Annotated in this window: 12 protein-coding genes; 9 read left to right on the top strand and 3 right to left on the bottom strand. The window is 65.1% G+C overall.

What is annotated here, in order from left to right; all coding sequences use genetic code 11:
• Positions 1-962 precede the first annotated feature (962 nt).
• From ACSQ2F_RS21040 to ACSQ2F_RS21010, 7 genes are all read left to right on the top strand, one after another.
• Positions 963-3,164, top strand: coding sequence for a hypothetical protein (locus tag ACSQ2F_RS21040; RefSeq protein ID WP_436026190.1), 2,202 nt, complete (start codon positions 963-965; stop codon positions 3,162-3,164).
• A complete protein-coding gene (locus ACSQ2F_RS21035; protein ID WP_436026189.1) occupies positions 3,161-3,730 on the top strand; it encodes a hypothetical protein in 570 nt (189 codons plus the stop codon). Before ACSQ2F_RS21040 ends, ACSQ2F_RS21035 begins: the two co-directional genes overlap by 4 nt.
• Positions 3,731-3,935: 205 nt before the next feature.
• Positions 3,936-4,619 carry a hypothetical protein gene (locus tag ACSQ2F_RS21030; protein WP_436026188.1) on the top strand — a complete coding sequence of 228 codons (684 nt, stop codon included), beginning with the start codon at positions 3,936-3,938 and terminating at the stop codon, positions 4,617-4,619.
• Between the two features lie 90 nt (positions 4,620-4,709).
• Positions 4,710-5,825 (top strand): hypothetical protein, encoded by a 1,116-nt coding sequence (locus ACSQ2F_RS21025; protein ID WP_436026187.1) that lies wholly within the window; start codon positions 4,710-4,712, stop codon positions 5,823-5,825.
• 542 nt (positions 5,826-6,367) lie between these two features.
• On the top strand, positions 6,368-8,293 hold the full coding sequence (locus ACSQ2F_RS21020) for a hypothetical protein (protein WP_436026186.1): 1,926 nt from the start codon (positions 6,368-6,370) through the stop codon (positions 8,291-8,293).
• Complete coding sequence (locus tag ACSQ2F_RS21015) at positions 8,290-8,604, top strand: hypothetical protein (RefSeq protein ID WP_436026185.1); 315 nt, start codon at positions 8,290-8,292, stop codon at positions 8,602-8,604. The genes ACSQ2F_RS21020 and ACSQ2F_RS21015 overlap by 4 nt, the downstream gene beginning before the upstream one ends.
• A gap of 549 nt (positions 8,605-9,153) precedes the next feature.
• Entirely contained in the window at positions 9,154-9,654 is a 501-nt protein-coding gene (locus ACSQ2F_RS21010; RefSeq protein ID WP_436026184.1) for a hypothetical protein, read from the top strand.
• Positions 9,655-10,056: 402 nt separating this feature from the next.
• On the opposite strand, the gene ACSQ2F_RS21005 is transcribed toward ACSQ2F_RS21010, so the two are convergent.
• Positions 10,057-10,674 carry a hypothetical protein gene (locus ACSQ2F_RS21005; RefSeq protein ID WP_436026183.1) on the bottom strand — a complete coding sequence of 206 codons (618 nt, stop codon included), beginning with the start codon at positions 10,672-10,674 and terminating at the stop codon, positions 10,057-10,059.
• Between the two features lie 29 nt (positions 10,675-10,703).
• Here ACSQ2F_RS21005 and ACSQ2F_RS21000 point away from each other — a divergent pair, with 29 nt between their 5' ends.
• Both ACSQ2F_RS21000 and ACSQ2F_RS20995 read left to right on the top strand, forming a co-directional pair.
• Complete coding sequence (locus ACSQ2F_RS21000) at positions 10,704-10,868, top strand: hypothetical protein (RefSeq protein WP_436026182.1); 165 nt, start codon at positions 10,704-10,706, stop codon at positions 10,866-10,868.
• Between the two features lie 362 nt (positions 10,869-11,230).
• On the top strand, positions 11,231-11,872 hold the full coding sequence (locus tag ACSQ2F_RS20995) for an MBL fold metallo-hydrolase (protein WP_436026181.1): 642 nt from the start codon (positions 11,231-11,233) through the stop codon (positions 11,870-11,872).
• A 66-nt stretch (positions 11,873-11,938) separates the two neighbouring features.
• On the opposite strand, the gene ACSQ2F_RS20990 is transcribed toward ACSQ2F_RS20995, so the two are convergent.
• Both ACSQ2F_RS20990 and ACSQ2F_RS20985 read right to left on the bottom strand, forming a co-directional pair.
• Positions 11,939-12,796: a M48 family metallopeptidase gene (locus ACSQ2F_RS20990; protein WP_436026904.1), complete on the bottom strand. Its 858-nt coding sequence runs from the start codon at positions 12,794-12,796 to the stop codon at positions 11,939-11,941.
• A gap of 109 nt (positions 12,797-12,905) precedes the next feature.
• A complete protein-coding gene (locus ACSQ2F_RS20985) occupies positions 12,906-14,549 on the bottom strand; it encodes an AmpG family muropeptide MFS transporter (protein ID WP_436026180.1) in 1,644 nt (547 codons plus the stop codon).
• Between the last annotated feature and the right edge of the window lie 62 nt (positions 14,550-14,611).

Below are 14,611 nucleotides of genomic sequence, written 5' to 3'. Positions count from 1 at the left end.
CAGCAGCCCAAGATTTCTCGACGATAAGCGCCGCAACCACGCACCATGGACCAACTCCCATGGACCGGCGGCCTCGCTGGACTTGGCCCGATCGGAAAGACGGGAAGCGCACCTCTCACTAATCCCGATTTCCGGTCGCAGGCCGCCAAATGAACTGCGTAAACTGGGTGGTTGAGACCGACGCAACCATTGCTAGTCGCCCGGCAACCGCGCTTCCATAGTTTGGACCCTCGTGGAGTGCCCATCAGCGATATTCCAAACGCACTGGGCGTGGAAAACTAGCTTTGCTCGCGCCTGCTTAATTGAGGGGGATAAACGCGGTGTTCGAAGGGTTCGGCCCGGGTGCGCTTGGCGTTGTTTGGCGACCGAGGGCGAGGGCAAGTCGGCCACGTCTTCAATGTAGTGGTCGACCCACGAGGTGCGGTTAAATGCTGGGACGTTCAGTCCGTGATTCGCCCTGCGTTGAGGGCCAAGGGTAAAGCTTTGGTGGCTGAGGAGCGATCAATGACACACAGGCAGTTAGACCTCGCATTAGCTCGGCAGGCGGCGCAGCGTTTCTTGGACGCATTGCCTCAACCAAGCGGGTTCAGCCACGTCCTACTTGATGAAGATGTGATCGCTAGGGTTAAGTGCTGGGCCTTTTTCTACGAGTCGAGCATGCACCTGGAAAGCGGCCGGTTCGAGGATCGGCTCGTGGGAAATGGCCTGATCTTGGTCAGTTGAGCATCCGGCGACGCTCGTCAACTGGGGCCTGGGAAGCCGGTCGAGGCCTACATCCAAGAATTTGAAGGGGAATGAGAGGACGGGCGGCTCCGCCGACGTCATCGACACAGGACTTCCTCACGCACGGCGCACCGCGTCGAGGGCGAGATAGCGCGGCAACCTGAGCATCGAGATGCCTGCAGGACCGCAGCACCTACGACAGCAAGCAGGAGAGCGCCGGCCTGAATGTGAGCCTCTGCGTGCCGCCCATCTGCTACGGCACCTTCGTCTCCGCCGCCGGCTTTCACTTCGGCAGCACGAAGATCCAGGCCAACCAGCGCTACGTGGCCGAGCAGAGCGGCTTCTTCGCGGGCGACGGCGGCTACGACATCCGCGTGGGCGGGAGCACCGATCTGGTGGGCGGCGTGATCGCCGCCAGCCCGACGGCGCTCGAGCAGGGCCTGACCCGGTTCGAAAGTCGGGGCGGGCTGACGCAGCGGGATGTCGTCAACGTCGCCGAGTTCAATGCCGACGCCTTCGCCATGAGCGCGCAGGTCAGCAGCGAGACCTCCCGGCGAAACCCTGCCAACGGCGCGGCAACCTCTGCGGCACCAAGCAGCGGCGCGCCTGAGCAAGGCGGCAGGCCCACCGCCGGTGTCGGCTTCGGCGCGGACGGCGAGCACCTGGAGAGCGTGACCCGCAGCGGCGTCGGCGTGTCCACCGCCACCGACACCGCCGGCATCCTGCGTCCCACCTTCAACGCCGAGCGCGCCCGCCGCGAGATGGCCGCGCAGGTGCAGATCACCCAGACCTTCAGCCAGAAGGCTCCCCAGGCCGTGGCCCGCCTGTCGGACCATTTGGTGAAATCGGCCGCCGAGCAGTCCCTGCAAGCCCGCCAGTACCTCGCCCTGTGGCGCGAACGCGAAGCCGGCACCCTCACCGACCCGGCGCTGCACGACGAACTCGTTCGGCTGGAGCAAGGGGCGAACATGTCGCCCGAGCGCGCCATCGCGACCCTGGAAGACCCGGCGCTGCGCGAGCGGCAGGAACTGTTTGCCGAGGGTGGCGCGGGCCGCATTGCGTTGCACACGTTGACCGGTGCGCTCGGCGGCGGCCTTGGCGGTGCACTGGGCGCAGGCGGCGTGGCCGCAGCGGCGCCTCAGATCGACGAATGGCAGCGCAACGTCGTCGCCGCGGCTCGCAGCGTCACAAGCGACCTCGGGATCGACGGCGGATACGCCACCATGTTCGGGCAGGCGTTCGGTCAGGTGACGTCGGCCAGCCTCGGCGCCGTCGCCGGTGGCGCGGCGGGCGCCGGGTGGGGCTTCGCCGTCGACACGAACAACCGCCAATTGCACTCGTCCGAAGTCCAGCGGGTCAGGGAGCTCGCCCAAGGTGACAAAGAGAAGGAGCTGCGCCTTCTCGCTGCCGCATGCGCCATGACGCGGTGTGCCGACGGCGTGCCGACGGACGACCCCCATTACGACTTCCTCTCGAAGCTGCAGGCGGTCGGCGCCAGCATGGCGTCTGAACAGAGCCTGCTGAACCAGCAGTACGGGCGAAAGGGCCGGGTGATCGAGCGGCTGTTTCAGTACTGGTGGGTCGACGAGTACCTCATCGACCCCTCGACGAAGGCCAAGCTCGGGACCCGTTCGGTTGGAGCCGGCCAGTTCGTGCTCGGAGGCTTGGGCACGCTGGCAAGCGGAAGCGTCTGCGTGACCGGCTGGGGCTGCGCAGCGGGCTTGATCGGCGGGACGGTGAGCCTCGACTACGCTCAGTCCGGACTGACCCAAGCATGGACCGGCCAGGGCAGCGTGCCCTACGGCGAACAGTTGCTTCGATCGGCCGGATTGAGCGACGAGGCAGCAGCCTTGGGGTACGGCTTGCTGGGACTGGCTGCACCGGCAGCGCAGGGCGCCTCGGCGATGGGCAGAACCGCAGGCCAGGGGACACTGGTGGGATCCCAGGGGGTTGCACCCTCCTCCCGCGGCAGGCTTCTGGCGGACGATGGCGGACCGACAATAGCGGGGAGCGGCAGTGCGTCTGGAGCGGGCTCTTCCCAGTCGGGTGGGCGCCAGTTTGGCAATGCCGGCGCGGGCACCCTAAACGCCGAACCGAACCGCATCTATTCGGCGCGCGAACTGATGCGAAGAGTTGAGGATCCCGGTCCGTTCCATAATTTTCCCGAATCGTTGAATACGGAAATCTACAACGGCACTCGAACGAAAATTAGCGAGACATACGTTTTGTACTCGAAGGAGGGAACCATAGTTCGTCCTGGCGAACCGGTTTTCGGCCGAGCCCACGTGAGAGTTGGCGAAGGTCAGCCCGTTCGAGAGATCGTTGGATACACTGAGCCGCGTGTTTTCGAGGGGACTTACGAAATTGGGGTTCGACCGTCGCCTTCCGGGCGTACTGAGACAATCACGCATAGATTCTTCCGTCCGAAAGTTTCGCGATGAAAATCGAGATGTTTTTTGCCGAGCATCCGTATGCAATTCGGCCTTACAACGAATTAGATGAGTCTCTGGAATGCTATGCTTATCCGGGCGCTCTAAGCGACCGTTGGGTAGCCGGAGTCAGCATCAGAATTGATTCCGCGCTGCGCGATCCGTGGGTTGGACATTTTCTCTCTGGACGTGAATCGCCGAGGTCTACGAGCGTTTGCTGCGATCATCCTGACGGGGTGCATGCCGTAATTGTCGCCGGAGGGGTCGCGTATCAAATATCCCCAGTTAATCCAGAAGAGTGGGCCGAATTACCCATCAGGCCCGTCATGGGTCTTTGCCCCTCCATATCGGCAAAGGCTCTTGCGCTCTTCGATTACTCGCGCATCTTAGTGCTATATGCTGACGGAAGACATTGGATTACCGGCGCCCTTTCATGGGATGGTCTGAAGAACTTGCGAGAAGTTGATGGCGTGATCCTTGGCGAAGGCTGGGACGCTACTACTGGCAGAGATCTGCCCTTCGAAGTGGACCTCGCTTCGCGGAACATCGTAGGTGGCGCCTCTCCGCCAACTGTCTGACTGTCAGTTCGTCTAGAACTTCGGCGAATTCAACGCCGAGGCCTTCGCCACAAGCGCGCAGGTCCGCAATGGGGACTCGAAAAGGCATCTAGTTCCTGGCAGACCGGGCAACAACTCCTCCGGGCAAGGCAGCAGGCAAACCGCCGGCGTCGGCTTCGGCGCGGACGGCGAGCACCTGGAGAGCGTGACCCGCAGCGGCGTTGGCGTGTCCACCGCCACCGACACCGCCGGCATCCTGCGTCCCACCTTCAACGCCGAGCGCACCCGCCGCGAGATGGCCGCGCAGGTGCAGATCACCCAGACCTTCAGCCAGAAGGCTCCCCAGGCCGTGGCCCGCCTGTCGGACCATTTGGTGAGATCAGCCGCCGAGCAGTCCCTGCAAGCCCGCCAGTACCTCGCCCTGTGGCGCGAACGCGAAGCCGGCACCCTCACCGACCCGGCGCTGCACGACGAACTCGTTCGGCTGGAGCAAGGGGCGAACATGTCGCCCGAGCGCGCCATCGCGACCCTGGAAGACCCGGCGTTGCGCGAGCGGCAGGAACTGTTTGCCGAAGGCGGCGCGGGCCGCATTGCCTTGCATACGTTGGCAGGAGCGATCGGCGGCGGTTGGCAAGGCGCGGCCGGCGCAGACGGCGCGGCTGCGGCCGCCCCGCAGCTCGACGCGATACAGAACCGGCTCCAGGGGTCGGTGCTGCAGACGACTCGATCGCTCGGGCTGGACGACGGCTACGCGCGCATGGCAGGCCAAGCCGGCGGCATGCTGGTCAGTGCGGGGTTGGGCTCCGTTCTGGGAGGGGCCACGGGCGCCGGCTTCGCCTTTACGACCGACACCAACAACCGCCAGCTCCACCGCCGAGAGGAGCTTGACCTGGCCGCGCGCCTTGCATGAGCAAGTGGTGGTCGCTTCACCGCGGCACAGATCGAGGACGCCATGCGAGCCTCGGGGCACACCGGCTACGGCGAGTCGATCATCGCCGGCATGGCCGTCGGCGAAGACGGGGTGTACGACAAGGGTGCAGCCTTCTGGCCCAGCAAGACCGGCGACGGTCAGGTGCGCCTCGGGCAGGCCCTGCGCCCCGTTGACCCCGCCGTCGCCGCATTTCTCGTCGCGCAAACCGGCGGCGCCGATTCACCCTATATCAACCTGCGCCCCCGAACTTCTGCTCCGCAACTCGAAACTCAGACCGCCCCAGCACCCCGCTATGGCCGCTTCACCGCCAACGGCGAAACCTTCCATCTCAAGCTTGCGGATTGCCCGGCGGTTGCATGTCAAAACACCTCGCCCATCGCCCGCTTTGACTTGAACGAACGTGATCAGCGCACGCTGCAGTCATATGAGGCAGCCGCTAACAAGGAGGGAGCAAAAGACATCTTCTCTTTCACGATAGGCGCTGCAGGGCTGTCCCTGCCGCCCACCGCGTTGGCCATGATCGGTGGCGGAGCGTTCGTGGGCGGCACTGAGAATCTGTTTGGGCAAGTTGTCGATACTGAGGGACGATGGGACCAGATCGACTATGGAGCCGTGGGCCTCCATACAACCGGTGGCGCGGCATTTGGCGCGATAGCCTTCGGGATCGTGTCCAAAGTGCCCGACGTGTGGGGCTGGGTGGGCTCGAGATTCGGCAATAGTGCGCCTGATCTCGCGATTGGGGCCGGCGGGACCGCAGGACGGCCAAATCTTGTAAACCCAAGCAATGGACGGTACAACTGCACGGCCTGTGTTTCCGCGAATATCACTAACAAGTTGATGGGAAATGCGCCTGCAGACTTGGTTACCGCCGACATGATTGAACTGCGTTTCGGGTCGACCGGTAGACAAATGCAATTCTCGGAAGCGCAATCCCTCGCGTATATTGAAAGAGCTACGGGCACGAGCGCAGTCAAGATGCCAATAGGTGCTCCGAACGCACCGACGGGAAATTATGCCGTCTACGCCACAACCGCAGACGGTGGGCACGTTCTGTACGGTCAAGTTCTTCCGAATGGGAAATACTATTTTTATGACCCGCAAATCGGCGGCCGCGCGATGACGCTCGAACAAGCCCGGGGGACTTACAATCTTCTGCGGACTTACCATATGAGGCCAAATCCATGAGCCGGTTTTGCGAAATCTGTGGCGCTCCCATCGGCGATTCGGAAGGGATTTGCCAATCGTGTGGAGTCTCTCACTTGGCGCCGCATGCCGAAGAAGTCGTCATTGTCGGTAACTCGCGCTGGGGTGTAATTCACATTGAATTGCCGCTTGAGTCCGTGGAGACCGCCTCGCCTCTCATTGCACTTCGAACTGTATGGGTCGCGCTTGAGGCGAGTTCTTTTCAAAGGCTGGCGCCCACGCAGCTTCATTTGATAACTCCTGGCCGCTCCTCGATTGAACTGATTGGTCCTTATACAAGCTTTAGGAAGGTCCAGAATGCGCTGAACGCCGATTGGAAAGCAACCTTCTTAGACAGATCCTCTTCTGAAATCGACGACCTTCTGAGCAAGATCCCTTCGTCGTCCTAGTCGGGCAACGACACATCCTGCGAAGGTTCCGAAGAGTGCGGCACCTCTGCCGCACCAGTCTGCGGCTTTGCTGGACAACGCGGCAGGCCCACCGCCGGTGTCGGCTTCGGCGCGGACGGCGAGCACCTGGAGAGCGTGACCCGCAGCGGCGTCGGCGTGTCCACCGCCACCGACACCGCCGGCATCCTGCGTCCCACCTTCAACGCCGAGCGCACCCGCCGCGAGATGGCCGCGCAGGTGCAGATCACCCAGACCTTCAGCCAGAAGGCTCCCCAGGCCGTGGCCCGCCTGTCGGACCATTTGGTGAAATCGGCCGCCGAACAGTCCCTGCAAGCCCGCCAGTACCTCGCCCTGTGGCGCGAACGCGAAGCCGGCACCCTCACCGACCCGGCGCTGCACGACGAACTCGTTCGGCTGGAGCAAGGGGCGAACATGTCGCCCGAGCGCGCCATCGCGACCCTGGAAGACCCGGCGTTGCGCGAGCGGCAGGAACTGTTTGCTGAAGGCGGCGCGGGCCGCATTGCCTTGCATACGTTGACCGGTGCGATCGGCGGCGGCCTTGGGGGCGCATTGGGCGCGGGCAGCGTGGCCGCGGCGGCGCCTCAGATCGACGAATGGCAGCGCAACGTCGTCGCCGCGGCTCGCAACGTCACAAGCGACCTCGGGATCGACGGCGGGTACGCCACCATGTTCGGGCAGGCCTTCGGTCAGGTGACGTCGGCCAGCCTCGGCGCCGTCGCCGGTGGCGCGGCGGGCGCCGGGTGGGGCTTCGCCGTCGACACGAACAACCGCCAATTGCACTCGTCCGAAGTCCAGCGGGTCAGGGAGCTCGCCCAAGGTGACAAAGAGAAGGAGCTGCGCCTTCTCGCTGCCGCATGCGCCATGACGCGGTGTGCCGACGGCGTGCCGACGGACGACCCCCATTACGACTTCCTCTCGAAGCTGCAGGCGGTCGGCGCCAGCATGGCGTCTGAACAGAGCCTGCTGAACCAGCAGTACGGGCGAAAGGGCCGGGTGATCGAGCGGCTGTTTCAGTACTCGTGGGTCGACGACTACCTCATCGACCCGTCGACGAAGGCCAAGCTCGGGACCCGTACGGCTGGCGCCGGCCAGTTCGTGCTCGGAGGCTTGGGCACGCTGGCAAGCGGAAGCGTCTGCGTGACCGGCTGGGGCTGCGCAGCGGGCTTGATCGGCGGGACGGTGAGCCTCGACTACGCCCAGTCGGGACTGACCCAAGCATGGACCGGCCAGGGCAGCGTGCCCTACGGCGAACAGTTGCTTCGATCGGCCGGATTGAGCGACGAGGTAGCGGCCTTGGGGTACGGCTTGCTCGGACTGGCTGCACCGGCAGCGCAGGGCGCCTCGGCGCTGGGCAGAACCGCAGGCCAGGGGACGTTGGTGGGATCCCAGGGCCTTGCACCGTCGTCAGGCGCCAGGCTCTTGACGGACGATGGCGGCGCGACAATAGCGCGGAGCGGCAGTTCCCACGCAAGTGGGCGCCAGTTTGGCACTGTCGAAGTCGGCGCTGGCAACGCTGCTTCAATGCTGTCGCGAATCGAGGGAAGATTCGCAAACGCATCTCGTGAAGTCGGTTTCGTCGTTGACAGCGAATCCGGCGCCATCTTGGCTATGGCGCGCCAACCTTATGGACAAGCCCGCGCCAGCTTCCGGTTCAGTGATGAACAGTGGGCCACGGCTGAGGGGAACTGGATCACCCACAACCATCCAAGTGGCAACACGTTTGGTATAGAAGACCTTGCCGGAGCGGTTGCGAGCGGCGCACGCGGTATTCGAGCGTCTACGAATTCTGGAGTCTATGAACTCGCGTTCGACGGTTCGTTCGCCTCAGCGTATAGAGGAGAGAAACTTGGAGCAGTCGGGTTCTTGGGCGCCGAAACCAATAAAATCGGCACAGGCATCATTGCCGATGTGCGCGCAGGCACTCTTATAGTGCCTTCAGGTTTGACGGGTTCCGCTCGCAACGGCTTCTTGGCGAATGAGATGTGGACTCGGTACGCGAATCAAACGCCAGGTCTCCAGTACACCTTCAATCCGTGGTGACACAAATGCTTCCAAAGACGTTTAATGCTGCTGTTGCCGCTGGCCTCGCCGTTTTGACGAGCGATGCACGTAAAGAGTTGGCAGAGGTGGGATTCGTTGACCCTCACACAAAGTACCGAATCGACTTCGAGAAGGTAGTTGCTAACGCCCTAGGTTTGAATGATGGATCAAACCAGGAGCTGCTAATAGATGTGGCCAGGAATCATGCAGATGCGTTGAACTTCCTTGAGTCGGACGAGCATAGGGCCGAGCCGCAGGCAGTTTTGCGAATTGTGCTTGCGGAGATGGCGAGGGCCGTGCAAGGCGAATAATTAAATTTGGCAATACTGCCGCTGACCCTGCCATATCACGGTTGCTCAGCGAGGTGGCCTCTATGAAACGGAAGGCACCGAAGTAGCCCGTATGGATAGAAGCCGCAGGGAGGAAGAAATGCTGTCAGCGATACATACAAGCGGCTACGCAAGATGAAGCAAAAAAGCTCTTGGCAGCGTTCCTTGAAATCTATGAACAGCGATACCGGGAAGCAACAACTTCCATAGACACTGAATCTTTGAACCTTGCCGTGAACTAAAGGCCTTCCACGACAAATGTGATTCATTGCATCCCCCTCAAACAGTGGGTTTGGACGTGTCCCCTTGGATGCCTCCCGATACAGCTTTCGTGCGTCCTGTGACGCTTCGCGCGAGACAATCCTGGAACCCGGCGAAATCCATTTGAATACGGCAGTCTGCTGTGCGTGCGTTCACCTCGGTCAAGCGACCGCGACCGCAGGACCGATCCGCCCCGGCGCGAAACCGTTGTGGCGGACTCCATGTTCCAACTCCTCATCCCTCACCGACCGCACCCTGTCCCGCATCGCCATGACCCATTTTTTTCACAAGCATCGCTTGATTGCTGTTGCGACCGCTGCTGTTGCCATCTCGCTGCTGAGCGGCTGCGCCGGCGGCGCCCTTCAGGGCCGCGCCTACGTCGAGCCGGAAGCCTCGCCTTTAACGGCGGTGCTGGTCAATGCCAATGCCGTTCACGCGGACGGCACGATTTCGATTCTGTCGTTCAACCCGAAAGGTTGCTATGCCGGCATGACAGCGATCGAACCCGGAGGCGGGGCAGGCCTGCGCGTCGCCTCAGGCCGTGAGACGCTGCTGACCTTCAGCGTCGCCATGATCATCGAGAAATGCCGCGTCACCGAAGCCTTCGTCCCGGTGGCCGGCGCACGTTACGAAGTCGACAGTGTCGAGAAGGCCGGTGTATGCACGCTAAAGGTGACGCAGCGTCTTCCCGATGGCACGGCGATGACCGTGCCGACGACATCGCGAGCAATGCGCATGTCGCGGCCGGGCTGCGTCAAGCCGGCCCCTTGAATCAGGCGAGCGGGCCCGACGTGACTCATCCGGGGCTATGAGGATCAGGCCTTGCCGATTGCCTCCCTTGTCACGGCAAGTTGCGTCGGTGCTCCTTGAACGAGGCGACTGATGATGTCATGGGTGGTGGCGTCAGTCGTCGGCCCGACAGGTCGAGGTTCACATGGCCGGCGTGCCAGCGCGGACTGCTAAGCCAGGGAATCCACCCGGGCGCCTCTCGCCACGGCTCGGGGCCGCCGCGTCGATCGCAGCCGAGCCGACCTCGGGTTGCGCGGGTCGCAAGCGACGACGGATGGCCAATGACCATGTTGTCGCACCACCGCGGCCACGTGGAGCCTCGTGCCGCTCACGGGAACCAAGCGGCACGACGGCGCCATCAACGGCCCTCACGGGCCGCGCCGCTCAAGGCAGGCGACTCAGGGTCGGGGCCGGAAGCAGCGTCGTGGGATAACCCTCCGCATCCAGGGTGTCGCCGCCGAACGTGATGGCGTTGCCCTCGACAAGGATGATTTCCTTCCATTCCTCGGAGTTGGTGAAGTAGTCACCCGGCAGCACGATGCCGTTGAGCGTGATGGTGGTGCCGGCGGAGAAGCCGGGATCAATGGCCGCGAAGCGGAGGACGACCTTGTCGACCGGCTTGCCGGTGACGGTCGCAGCGCCGGTGACCGTCAGCGAGCTGGCGCCGGCAGTGGCGGGCAGGTTGACGGCAGCGCCCGAGCAGTCTTGCGTCGAATAAACCTTGGGCTGGACCACGACGCTCAAGGCCGTATCGCTCACGCGGGTGAATGCAAACGAGGTGGTGCTCATGAGGTTCACGCTGGGTGCGGAGGCCGCGGCGAAGACGCTCTCGAAGCAGGGGGTGGTCCAGTTGCCAACGTACTTGGCCGAGGCCGCGGGCTGGTTGCCGGTGTCCGGGCCAGGATCGGCAGGCGTGCCTGCCGCGCCGCTGTCGCCGCCACCGCCGCACGCGCTGACGAGAAGGGATGCGGCCAATGCGGCGGCGAGTTGGGTGAATTTCATGTGGTGTGTTCCCTGAACAGAATGCCCTGATGGATGAACGACGCCGTCGCCGGGCCAGCGATGGCGGGGGATCGGTCGACCGGCGGGTGCCGGGCCGGCTCGCGATGTTCGTCGCGGCACGGCGCCGGGCGCAGACCAGTGGCGTGCGCAAGGCGCAGGCCATGCGGCGCTGCGACACACCGCGCAGGCCGTGACCGACTGACCGGGATGACGCCCGGATCAGGCGATATTGGAGCCGGGGTGGCGCTGGAGCGTCGTTTCATTCCGTAAGCGACTCCGGCCTGCAACAGCCCCCTAGGTTTGCGCTTGACGCGGCAGTGCGGGGCGCACCCTCCGCACGCCTCGGCACCAGCACCAGCACCAGCACCAGCACCAGCACCAGCACCAGCACCAGCCATCCGGGGCGGAACTGCGCTGCAGGCCACCCAGCGCTTGCCGGACAATGGCAGCGGGCTTGACCTGTTCGCCCGTTCCGGCCTGTCACCGGCGAAGCCGACAGATGCCTGGATCGCTGCCCCCGCCCCGTCGCCCCACACGCTGCCTGATCACCCTCGCCATGCCGTTCCACTACCGCACCCTGCCCGTCACCGCCTTCCAGCAGAACTGCTCCGTCGTGTGGTGCGACCGCACGCGGAAGGCGGCGGTGATCGACCCCGGGGGCAACCTGCCGCGGTTGCTGGCCTTCGTGGAGGAAGAGGGGTTGGCGCTGGAGCAGATCTGGCTGACCCACGCCCACATCGATCACGCCGGCGGCGCGGGCCAGTTGGCGCGCGAGCGCGGCCTGCCGATCGTCGGGCCGCATCCGGCGGATCAGTTCTGGATCGACGGGCTGCCGCAGCAAAGCCGCATGTTCGGCTTTCCGGCGGCCGAGGCGTTCACGCCGACGCGCTGGCTGCACGACGGGGACACGGTGACGGTGGGCGAGTGCACGCTGCACGTGCGCCACTGCCCCGGGCACACCCCGGGGCATGTGGTCTTCTTCGAGCCGGAGAGCCGTCGCGCCTTCGTGGGCGACGTGCTGTTTGCGGGGAGCATCGGCCGCACGGACTTTCCACAGGGCAACTTCGACCAGCTGATCGCGTCGATCACGCAGCGGCTCTGGCCGATGGGTGACGACGTGGTGTTCATTCCCGGGCACGGGCCGGAGAGCAGCTTCGGGGAGGAGCGGCGCAGCAACCCCTATGTGCACGGCACTTGAACGCTGACCACTCGCGCGCGGACCGGCGAGCAGGCGACGGCCGCCCTCCCGGACGGCCGCGTCGGCTCAGCGCTTGGGCGGCGGCGAGAAGCGCCGGCTCGGCTTGGGCGCCCGTGCGTACAGCGGGGTCACCTGCGGCAGCGCCGTCTGGATCTCCTTGATGCGAGTGGGACCCGACGGGTGGGTCGACAGGAACTCGGGCGGCGCGCCCTTGCTCGCCTGGCCCATCTTCTCCCACAGCGACACGCCGGCACGCGGGTCGTAGCCGGCACGGGCGGTGAGCTCCATGCCGACCAGGTCGGCCTCGGACTCGTCTTCGCGGCCGAAGCGCAGGGTGAGGAGCTGGCCACCGATGTCGGCCGCCATGCGCCCGCCGTTGCCCAGGCCGAAGATGGCCGCGCCGATCTCGATGGCGCCGCGGGTGGCGACGTTCTTGCCCATGCGCTCGCGGGCGTGCTCGCGCAGGGCATGGGCGATCTCATGGCCCATGACCATGGAGACCTCGTCGTCGGTGAGCTGCAGCTCTTCGAGGATGCCGGTATAGAAGGCGATCTTGCCGCCCGGCATGCAGAAGGCGTTCACCTGCTTGGCGTTGAGGAGGTTGATCTCCCACTTCCAGTCGCGGGCGCGGGGGTTCCATTCGTAGCTGAACGGGATGAGGCGCTGGGCGATGGTGCGCAAGCGCTGCACCTGGGGATCGCTCTCCGGCACGAGGGCGTTCTTCTGGCGGGCCTCCTGCTTGAGCTGGCCGTACTGCTGGAACGCGGCGGCCTCGATCTCTTCGGCCGGAACGATCTTGGAGAACTTGGACTGGCTGCCCACGTCCACGCCTTCGCGGGCGAGCGCGGGCCAGGCGGCGGAGGCACCCGCACCCAGCAGGGCGCCGGTGAAGAGACGCCGGCTGTGGAGCCGGCAACCGCACATGAAGGAGTGAGTGCCGGCTCGCGGCTGGACGATGTCGTTCGGCATGTCGTTCGAGTCGTGGTGTGGCATGGGAGGTTGAGACCCTTGGGCGGTGAGGATGTTCCGGCGGTCAGTCATCTTGAAGCAAGGGCGCGTCCGGGTCCACCTCGAGGGCCTGGACCGGTGTGCGAAGCACCCACAGCAAGGCCAACGCAGGCACGGCCACGACGGTGGACACGAGGAAGAACACCGGCCAGCCGATGGTCTCGGCCAGCACGCCGGCCAGCGGCCCTACCCACACCCGGCCGACCGACGCGAAGGCGGACAGCAACGCGTACTGCGTGGCGGTGAACCGCTGGTTGCACAGGCTCATGAGAAAGGCCACGAAGGCGGCGGTGCCCATGCCGCCCGAAAGGTTCTCGAAGGCGATGACCATGAGCAGGCCGCCATCGACCACGGTGGGCTGGGCCAGCGACACGATGCCCCAGTCGAAGGCCGGAATGGTGAGGCCGGCCATCGCCCCCTTGCCGTTCACCGCCAGCCACCAGAAGCCGAGGTTGCTCAGCATCTGCAGCACGCCGAAGGCCATCAGCGAGCGCCACAGGCCGAGCTTGAACATCAGGGCGCCGCCCAGCAGCGCCCCGCCGATCGTCAGCCACAGCCCGATCAGCTTGTTGGCCACGCCGAACTCGGCCGGCGAGAACGCCATGGACTTGAGCAGGAACGGCGTCATCAGGGAGCCGGCGAAGGCGTCGCCCAGCTTGTAGAGCACGATGAAGGCGAGGAACGCTCCGGCGCCGGGTTGCTGGAAGTAGCTTTGCAGGCCGCCGAGCAGCGTCTCGAAGCGGGCCCGGCGGGCGGCCCAGGCCGCGAGCGGCAAGGTGAAACCGATGCCCATGAGCAGCGTGAGCAGGTCGATCCAACGCTCCTGCAAGGAGGCTGACAGCGACGTGGTGACCAACCAGGGCGACAGCAGCGCGGACGCCACCGGCCGGAAGATGCCGCCGGCGAGCAAGGGGTGGGCACGCCCGAAGTCGCCCAGGCCGGCGGTGAGCACGTAGCCCACGCCGATCGCCAGCGCCATGCAGGCGAAGCCGCGCAGGTCGTTCGAGGCAACGCTGACCGGGCGTGGCGCAGCGGGCAGGCGAGGCAGGAAGATGGCGGACAACACCGCGGTGCCGGCCATCAGCGCGGCCATCACGCGGTAGACCTCCGGCCAGGTCCAGCCGCCACCCTGCACCGGATCGACCCAGATGAGGGCCACGCCGCCGGAGAGGATCATGGCCAGTCGGTAGCCCAGCACGTTGAGCGACGAGCCCAGGCCGCGTTCGTTCGCGGGCAGCAGGTCCGTGCGGTAGGCGTCGATGACGATGTCCTGCGACGCGGAGACCAGCGCCACCAGCACGGCGAGCAGCGCGAAGAGCCGCGTGGCGTCGGTGGGCGAGGTGGCGGCCATCCACCACAGCGCGCCGGCCAGGCCGAACTGGGTGAGCACGAGCCAGCCCCGGCGGCGCCCGAGCCACGGCAGCTCGAAGCGGTCCATCAGCGGCGCCCAGAGGAACTTGAAGGTGTACGGCAGGCCGACCAGGCTCAGGAAGCCGATCGTGGCGACGTCGATGCCCTCACCGCTCAGCCATGCCTGCATCGCCTGGCCGGTGAGGGCCAGGGGCAGGCCCGAGGCGAACCCGAGCACCGTGACGACCACGAGGCGATGCAAGGCCAGGGCGCGCGCATGGAGGGGAGACAGCGGACGGCCTGCGGTCAGTTCGGTCATCGGAACATTCTAGGAGGCGCCGCGTCGGCGACAGCAAGCGGCGGGCACTTCGCGGACAATGG

The organism is Rhizobacter sp. LjRoot28 (assembly GCF_964253025.1).
GTDB lineage: Bacteria > Pseudomonadota > Gammaproteobacteria > Burkholderiales > Burkholderiaceae_C > Rhizobacter.
The sequence above is the reverse complement of the archived record's forward strand: the minus strand, read 5'-3'. Positions and strand labels throughout refer to the sequence as shown.